This is a genomic window from Actinoplanes auranticolor (assembly GCF_018332655.1).
Taxonomy (GTDB): Bacteria; Actinomycetota; Actinomycetes; order Mycobacteriales; family Micromonosporaceae; genus Actinoplanes; species Actinoplanes auranticolor.
On record NZ_BOQL01000082.1, the window covers coordinates 87,448 to 95,211 of the forward strand.

The following is a 7,764-nucleotide window of genomic DNA, read 5'->3' on the forward strand; positions in this document are numbered from 1 at the left end:
GGAATGGCACATGCCGCCCACAACAATCGGCGTCGTCGGCCTCGGCTACGTCGGGCTGACCCTCACCGCCGCCCTGGCGGACAAGGGCTTCGTCGTGCACGGCTCGGACGTGTCGCCCGGCGTGCTGGAGACCCTGTCGCACGGCCGGTCGCACATCTTCGAGCCGGGCGTCGAAGAGGTGTTCGCCGAGCACATCAACACGCGCATCCACGTCGGCACCGAACTGCCGCCGGACACCGTCGAGGTGGCCGTGATCAGCGTGTCGACGCCGGTCGACGACAACACCCGCCGGCCCAACCTGGCCAACCTGGCCGCCGCCGCCCGCAGCGTCGCGGCCCGCTGCCGCCCCGGCACGCTGGTCGTGGTCCGCAGCACGGTGCCGGTCGGCACCAGCCGCCGGGTCGTGCTGCCCGAGCTGCGCGCCGCCTGGGGTGACGACGTCAAGCTGGTGATGGCGCCAGAACGGACCATCCAGGGCCAGGCGCTGCGGGAACTCGTCGAGCTGCCGCAGGTGATCGGCGGGCTCGACGAGGCCAGCCTGCGGGCCGGGGTCGAGTTCTTCAGCGGCCTGGCCCGGACCATCGTCGAGGTCTCCGACCTGGAGACCGCCGAGCTGGTCAAGCTCTCCAACAACTGCCACACCGACCTGATCTACTCGTTCGGCAACGAGATCGCACTGATCGCCGAGCGGCACGGGCTGGACCCGCTGGAGGTGATCCGGGCGGCGAACGCGGACTATCCGCGGCCGGACCTGTCCAAGCCCGGCTACGTCGGCGGCGGGTGCCTCTCCAAGGACCCGTACATCATGATCGACAGCGCCGGGGGCCGGGAGCCGTTCCTGGTCGGGCGAGCCCGCGAGCTCAACGAGTTCATGCCGGTGCACGTGGCCGAGACCGTGGTGCGGATGCTGCAGGAGACCCGCGGCGAGACCCGGGGGACGCGGCTGGCGGTGCTCGGCTGGGCGTACAAGGGCTGGCCGCCCACCGACGACATGCGCGGCACCCCGATCGCCGCGATGATGCCGGCCTTCTCCGCCGCCGGGATCACCGTCACCGGCCACGACCCGATGGTCACCGACGACGTCATCCGCCAGTACGGCGGCGACCCGGTCAGCCTGGACAAGGCGTTCGCCGACGCGGACGCGGTGCTGGTCATCAACGACCACCCGGACTACCGGGCGATCCGGATCCCCGACATTCTGGGCGAGGCCCGGCCGGCCTTCATCTACGACTCCTGGCGGGTCCTGGACGCCGACGCGGTCACCGCGGCCGGCATCCGGTACGCCGGACTGGGTTACCTGCCCCGCTTCAACTCGGCGGTGACGGCCAACTCGGCGCCGGCCAACTCGGCGGTGACGGCATGAGGGCTCTGCTGCTGGGCGGGGCGGGCTTCATCGGCCTGCACCTGGCGCGCCGGCTCGTCGCCGAGGGCCACCAGGTCACCATCGTGGACGACTTCTCCCGCGGCCGCGAGGACCGGGACCTGAACGAGTTGCGCGCTGCTCCCGCCGTACACGTGATCTCCGGTGATCTGACCGATCCGGTCACCTTCGCCGGGCTGCCGCACGGCTGGGACCAGATCTACCTGCTCGCGGCCGTCGTCGGCGTGCGCAACGTGGAGGCCGACCCGGCCCGCGTGGTCCGGGTCAACACGCTCTCGGCGATGCACCTGCTGGACTGGGTAGCGCCGGGCGAGCGGGTCTTCTTCGCCTCCACCAGCGAGGTCTACGCCGGTGGCGTCGACGCCGGCATCGTCGCGGTGCCGACCCCGGAGGACATCCCGGTGATGATCTCCGACATCACGGCACCGCGCTTCGCGTACGCGGTCAGCAAGCTGCTCGGCGAGGCGGCGTTCCTGCACACCGCCCGGGCCAAGGGCTTCGACGCGGTGGTCGGCCGGTTCCACAACGTGTACGGCCCGCGGATGGGCGCCGACCACGTGATCCCGGAGATGTCGCTGCGGGCGTTGCGGGGCGACGACCCGTTCCGGGTGCCGGGCGCCGACCAGTTCCGGGCCTTCTGCCACGTCGACGACGCGGTCGAGGCGATGCTGCGGCTGATGGCGGCCCCGGCGGCGGCCGGGCAGATCGTGCACATCGGCAACGACCGCGACGAGACCAACATCGGCGACCTGGCCAAACTCGTGCTGCGGCTGGCCGGGGTGAGCCCGGCGATCGAGCCGGTGGCCGCACCGGCGGGCTCGGTGCCGCGGCGCTGCCCCGACCTGACCCGGCTGCGCGACCTGACCGGCTACGAACCGGCGGTGCCGCTGGAGGAAGGCGTCCGGACCACCTACACCTGGTACCGCGAGAACGGATGGCCGTCATGACGGAGAAACCGCCGATCTGCTTCTACTACGGCGACAAGCACCTCGACGAGCTGGCCACGTACCCGCGGGTGGTGCTGCAGCCGGAGTTCTACACCCCGCAGGAGCTGGCCCAACTGGCCGACAAGGGCGTGCAGACGCTGGGCTACCTGTCCCTGTCGGAGGACCAGGGCCCGCCGGCGCCGTGGCAGCGCCAGGAACGCAACCCGGACTGGGGCGGCGCGTTCGTCGAGGTGGGCCACCCGCTGTGGGTGGAACACGTGGTCGGTCAGGCCAAGGATGCGATGGCGGCCGGCTTCGCGGGCCTGTTCATGGACACCCTGAACGTGGAGCTGACCTACCCGGAGGACGTCCCGCACCTGCTGACCCTGGTGGCGGCGATCCGTACCGAGGCCAAGCCGGGCTACCTGCTGGCCAACCGCGGGTTCGGCATGCTGCCGAGACTGGCGGAACTGGTGGACGGGGTGGTCTTCGAATCGTTCTCGGCCCGCTGGACGGACGAGGGCTACGCGCCGTGGCCGGCGGACGTACTGGAGTTCCACGCCCAGATCGCCGAGCAGCTGCTGCAACTGGAACTGGACCTGTACGCGCTGGACTACGCGGACTCACCGGGCCTGACAGACTTCGCGATGCGGCGGGCCCGCCAGTTCGGCATGCAGTGCGTGGTGAGCGACCGGGCGCTGTCCCGGGTCTGAAAGCGACGGGGCCCGGCTTGCCGGCCGGGCCCTCCGCCTCGCACAAAAAATGTCAGAGGGTGACGGCATCATCGGGGTATGGCTGAACCCGCCACCCCGTTGCCGCATCCACGCCTGGAGTTGTCGCTGGTGGAGGCTCGCACGCGCTTCGTGCAGCTCGCCCGGCTCGCCGGCCTGACCAACCAGACCACCGTCGTGACCGAGGACGGCCGCCCGCTGGCGGCGATCGCGCCGATCGGCGCGATCCGGCCTGACCCCGAACGGCCGAACCCGGCGGCTGCGGGGTGGATCAGGCGCATCGACAAGCTCCGGGCTGAGTTCCGGCGTCAGCATGTGGGGTTGGAGCAGGCGCTGGAGGACGCGTGGCGGGAGCTCGACCGGATGAGTCCGCCGGGCACGGACAAGCAGGTGGATGCGTTGCGCACGGCCCACGCCGACATCCGCCGCCCGGGCCCGACCGGGTGACCCGCCTGCTACGCCGGCCGACACAACGTCGCTCTGGTCTTCTGAGCTCGGCTCAGCGGACGAAGAGCAGGAACAGCCCCGCCCACGTGTAGCCGATCATCAGCAGCACCACCGGTAGTTCGTCGGCCAGCGTCGCCAGCGGCGGGCGTTCCGGGGTGGCCCGCAGCGCCATGTCGTGGGCCACCACCACGCCCGCGACGTGGCCGAGCAGGATCAGGGTGATCTGCGCTCCGGCGATCACGCCGGGCATCGGCACCACGTTCCATTCCACACCCTCGGCCACGCCCCACTGCTGCACCGTCAGCAGCAGCCCGCGGGGTGTCTCGACCAGCAGCAACGACAGGTAGTGGGCCAGCGTGTAGCCGACCGCGATCGGGATCAGTGAGGCGGTCAGGTCCTGCGGGCGCGACAACAGGCGGACGCTCACCAGCACGAGGGCGCACAGCAGGATCAGCCCGGCGCTGCCGTACAGGATCGGGTTGCCCGCTCTCTGCAGGAAGCCCGCCCAGGCCGGCGACCCCGACGCGCTGTCGAAGATCGTCGAGCCCCACCACACCGCCAGGAACGCCGCCAGGCCCGGTCCCGCCGCCGTGTGGGCCACGCCCGCCAGCGGGTTGCGGTGGCGGAGGGGGCTCAGCCGGCCGGCCAGTTCCGAGTACACCTCGAAGCAGTCGCCCCGCGCGAACCACTCCTCCCCGCGCAGCGTCGCGCACGCGAGCTGCACGACCGCGTACCCCAGCAACCAGGCGCCGACCACGACCGGGTCGCCCCGGTGCGGCGCCACCAGTTCGAGCCAGACGAACGCTAGCAGGGCGACCGCTGCGGGCCACCGGCTCACCGACCCGGCCGCTCTCACCGGCGGGGCCGGGGGAAGCGACCAGACCCGGGAGAGCGGCCGCAGGCCACCGGCCGGCAGCCGCAGCAACCGGAACAGGGCACGCAGCGGATTGACCTGCCGCCAGACCGGCCCGAACACGACACTCACCGGCACCAGACCGACCCACACCCACACGAACAGCGCATGCCCAGCCGGATTCTCCGGCCCTTGCGGCCCGAAGAGCGCGTTCCCGACGAGGTACACCGTCACCGCCAGGACGAGCCACCGGAGCCGGCTCTCCCGGACCGGTCGATCGAGGACCACAGCGAGGCGGGGACGTTTCCACCAGACCGCCACCACCAGGAACGAGACCACCACCGTGGCCGCGCCCGCCTGCAGGACCAGGTCGAGCGGCAGGGGCAGGTCCTGCGACTGCCCGACGCCGTGAGCGAGGACCGTCACCGCACCTCGAGCTGCACCAGCAGCGACTCGGGGTGCGCCTCGACGTCGAACAGCCCCCTGCGGTCCGCCACGAAGCTCACGCAGCCCGCGCCTCCCGGCTTCGCCACGGTCGCCAGGTCGTAGCCGTGGACGTGCACCTCGGCCTCCACATCGGCGTCCACCCGCAGCAGCACCGCGCTGTCCAGCGGCACCTTGACCCGGTGCGGCGCCGGGTCCGCCCGGCCGTCCCTGACCGCGGCGGTCACCACGACGGTGTCCGGCGCGGCGGAGACGCAACCAGAAGCGGTCGACTGCGCGGCGGGGCTGCTGCTGCAGCCGGCGAGCAGCGCGCCCGCCAGCGCGACGGCGATCAGGCGTTTCACGCGCGTTCCGCGGCGACGGACCGCTGCGCGAGGGTACGCAGCACCGAAGCACCCGCCACCGCGACACCCACCCCGGCCCCCAGGGTCAGCACCACCAGCAGACGCTCGACGACCGGCGGCCCGGCGAACGGCAGCACTGCCCGGTGCAGCGACGTCACATCGGGCAGCACGAACACCGCGGTCAGCGCGGCACCGGCACAGATGGCGAGCACCCCGGCGGGCCGGCCACGCAGCACCGCCACCGCTCCACCCACGATCAGCGGCCAGTTCAGCAGGTTGATCCCGCAGGCGCTCAGGAAGGTGCCGAGCAGCGGCGCCGACTCGACAGCCAGGGTCGAACCGGCGACATGCGCCACGGACGCGGCCATCGCGGTGAGCCCGGCCGCGGTCAGCACCAGGTCGGGGCGGCGCAGGCGCCGCGACACCAGGGGTACGGCCACCGCCGTCACCAGCACAGCCGCCCACCACGGCGCGGGCGCCGGCGGGCGTTCACCGACGAGTTCCCCGGTGACCGTCACGGGCGTACCGCCGGCGTCCAGGACCAGCGACCAGGCTTGCGTCTCGCCGGCCCGGACCTTGCGCCCGTCCGGGCTGCTCCGGGTGTCGATCCAGGTCAGCTCGCGTCCGGGCGCGACCACCGCCGGGGTCGCCGGACCGCCACCGCGGGGCACGGTGACCGGGGATGTCGTGCCGTTGCGCAGCCGCAGCCGGGCGCCGTCCTCGATCGCGGTCACCACCAGGCCCGGCCGGGCCGGCGTCACGGCGACGACTCTGCTGCGGGCGTCCGTGGCTGTCAGACCTCCGGCGTGGGCCGCGGCCGGCGAGGCTGCGGTCAGCAGGAGCCCACTCGAAACCAGGAGCAGGAAACCGATGAAACGCAGCACCCTCACGACGCCGGCACACCGGTCCGCGACTCGTCGTCGGCCGCAGCCGCATCCTGCGTGCCGGCCGGCGATCCCGTCGCCGTCGCGCCTTGCGTGCCGGCCGCCGATTCCGTGGATGCCGGGGCCGGCGCGCCGGTCAGGTATGCGGCCTGCGCGGGAGCCGGCTGCACCCGGCGCGCGACCAGCGCGGTCAGCCCGCCCGTGATCGCCACCAGCGTGAGCAGGCCGCTGACCATGTGCACGTTCCATCCGACGCCGACCGTCTGCGTCGCGGCCACCAGCACCGTGCCCCACACGATCAACGGCGCCACCAGTCCCGCGGCGAACCAGTGGGCGTCCACCGACCACCGCACCACCCGCCCGGCCAGCCGCAGCACGAGCTCGGCACCGGCCGCGGCACCGGCGACCGTCAGCGCCAGCCACCAGCCCTCCTCGGAGAGGAACATCAGGTGCATCAGCACCGCCGGCACCGCCACCAGCACGGTGGGCACGCCGATCGGCAGCCGCCAGCGCCGGCCCATGATCAGGATCGGCAGGAAGAGCAGCACCGTGCTGAACAGGTACCCGTGCATCACCTGGGCGTCGATCGAGAAGATCCGGACCGTGTCGCCGGGCTCGCCGAAGTACATGATGCCCAGCGCGGACGCGTGCAGCGAGTAGATGTGCAGCGGCAGCACCGACAGCAACGCCGAGAGGGTGGCCAGGGTGCCGTCCGCCACCGACAGGCCGCGACCCGGCTTGCCGGCCAGCATCAGCGCCGGGCCGGCGGCGACCAGCGCCATCCCCAGGATGATGAACTCATGGCTCGGGCTGACGAAGATCTCCAGGCCCTGCTCGATGCCGAAGACGTTGTGCCACAGCGTGTCCACCCCACCGCCGACCAGCAGCAACGCCATGCCGGCGAGCGGGATCCGCAGGGCGTTGGGCAGGGCCAGAACCGTGCTGTACGTCGGGATCACCGGCAGCCGCGGCCGCATGAGCCAGACCAGCGTCAACCCGGACACGGCGATGCCGGAGTAGAGCACACCGTGCCACGGCGTCCAGAACGTCTCCAGCTCGGGCGTCGTCGCATGCGCGTACGCGTCCAGCTGCAGCCCGCTGACCAGCCACGCGCTCGCGACCAGCAGCACCCACCGTTCCCGCGCGCCGAAAGACCCGGATGGCACGGACTTCGTCACTCGATAACTCCCTTGTCCGGCGAGCGGTCCATCACCCGCTGGTGCTCGGTGAGCTCCATGTCGATGAAGGCCTGGATCATCGCCCGGTAGATCCGCTCCACGACATCGGGGTCGGCACCGGCGGCCGCGGCCTGCGCCCGGGCCCGCGCGACGACCTGCTCGACGCGACCGGGAGCCTGCACGGCCTGCACGTCCCGCTTGAGCGGCGCGGCCTGCCGCACCAGACGCTCGCGCCGGGCCAGCAGCCGCACGAGGTCGGCGTCCACGGCATCGATCGCCGCCCTGATCCCGCCCAGGGACGTCGCATCGACCATGACGGCCATCCTCCCACGCCTGCGGGACCGGCAGGGGGCGCCGGCCCGCGGGCCGACCCCGGCAGGGATTGGTGGCCCAGTGGCTCGGTAGCCCGGCGCGGGTCGGGTCGGGTCGGCCGAGCGGGCTGGCAAGGCAAGTCGGCCGGGCCGGCTGGGTGGCCGGGGCCGGGTGGCCGAGTGGGGCCGGAAGGGCCGGTTGGCCGGGGGCAAGGGGTCGTCGGGGTGGCCGGGGCCGGGTGGCCGAGTGGGGCCGGAAGGGCCG

The 7,764-nt window shown here is 72.7% G+C and carries 9 protein-coding genes; 4 read left to right on the forward strand and 5 right to left on the reverse strand.

All coding sequences use genetic code 11. The features are described from left to right. Positions 1–10 precede the first annotated feature (10 nt). The 4 genes from Aau02nite_RS42825 to Aau02nite_RS42840 all read left to right on the forward strand — a co-directional run bounded on the left by Aau02nite_RS42825 (position 11) and on the right by Aau02nite_RS42840 (position 3,485). The gene (locus Aau02nite_RS42825; protein WP_212994420.1) at positions 11–1,363 is read left to right on the forward strand and encodes a nucleotide sugar dehydrogenase; all 1,353 of its coding nucleotides are present in this window, start codon (positions 11–13) and stop codon (positions 1,361–1,363) included. After that, positions 1,360–2,328: an NAD-dependent epimerase/dehydratase family protein gene (locus Aau02nite_RS42830; protein WP_212994421.1), complete on the forward strand. Its 969-nt coding sequence runs from the start codon at positions 1,360–1,362 to the stop codon at positions 2,326–2,328. The genes Aau02nite_RS42825 and Aau02nite_RS42830 overlap by 4 nt, the downstream gene beginning before the upstream one ends. Continuing rightward, positions 2,325–3,020: an endo alpha-1,4 polygalactosaminidase gene (locus Aau02nite_RS42835; RefSeq protein ID WP_212994422.1), complete on the forward strand. Its 696-nt coding sequence runs from the start codon at positions 2,325–2,327 to the stop codon at positions 3,018–3,020. Before Aau02nite_RS42830 ends, Aau02nite_RS42835 begins: the two co-directional genes overlap by 4 nt. A gap of 78 nt (positions 3,021–3,098) precedes the next feature. Further along, a complete protein-coding gene (locus tag Aau02nite_RS42840; protein ID WP_212994423.1) occupies positions 3,099–3,485 on the forward strand; it encodes a hypothetical protein in 387 nt (128 codons plus the stop codon). 52 nt (positions 3,486–3,537) lie between these two features. Here the strand turns inward: Aau02nite_RS42840 and Aau02nite_RS42845 are convergent, their stop codons facing one another. Genes Aau02nite_RS42845 through Aau02nite_RS42865 form a run of 5 tightly spaced genes read right to left on the reverse strand, consistent with a single transcriptional unit; the run spans position 3,538 to position 7,502 of the window. Further along, entirely contained in the window at positions 3,538–4,764 is a 1,227-nt protein-coding gene (locus tag Aau02nite_RS42845; RefSeq protein WP_212994424.1) for a hypothetical protein, read from the reverse strand. Then, positions 4,761–5,126: a hypothetical protein gene (locus tag Aau02nite_RS42850; protein WP_212994425.1), complete on the reverse strand. Its 366-nt coding sequence runs from the start codon at positions 5,124–5,126 to the stop codon at positions 4,761–4,763. Before Aau02nite_RS42850 ends, Aau02nite_RS42845 begins: the two co-directional genes overlap by 4 nt. Continuing rightward, positions 5,123–6,016 (reverse strand): hypothetical protein, encoded by an 894-nt coding sequence (locus Aau02nite_RS42855; RefSeq protein ID WP_212994426.1) that lies wholly within the window; start codon positions 6,014–6,016, stop codon positions 5,123–5,125. Before Aau02nite_RS42855 ends, Aau02nite_RS42850 begins: the two co-directional genes overlap by 4 nt. Further along, positions 6,013–7,188 (reverse strand): hypothetical protein, encoded by a 1,176-nt coding sequence (locus tag Aau02nite_RS42860; protein ID WP_246595866.1) that lies wholly within the window; start codon positions 7,186–7,188, stop codon positions 6,013–6,015. The genes Aau02nite_RS42855 and Aau02nite_RS42860 overlap by 4 nt, the downstream gene beginning before the upstream one ends. Further along, positions 7,185–7,502 carry a chorismate mutase gene (locus Aau02nite_RS42865; RefSeq protein ID WP_212994427.1) on the reverse strand — a complete coding sequence of 106 codons (318 nt, stop codon included), beginning with the start codon at positions 7,500–7,502 and terminating at the stop codon, positions 7,185–7,187. Before Aau02nite_RS42865 ends, Aau02nite_RS42860 begins: the two co-directional genes overlap by 4 nt. Positions 7,503–7,764 lie beyond the last annotated feature (262 nt).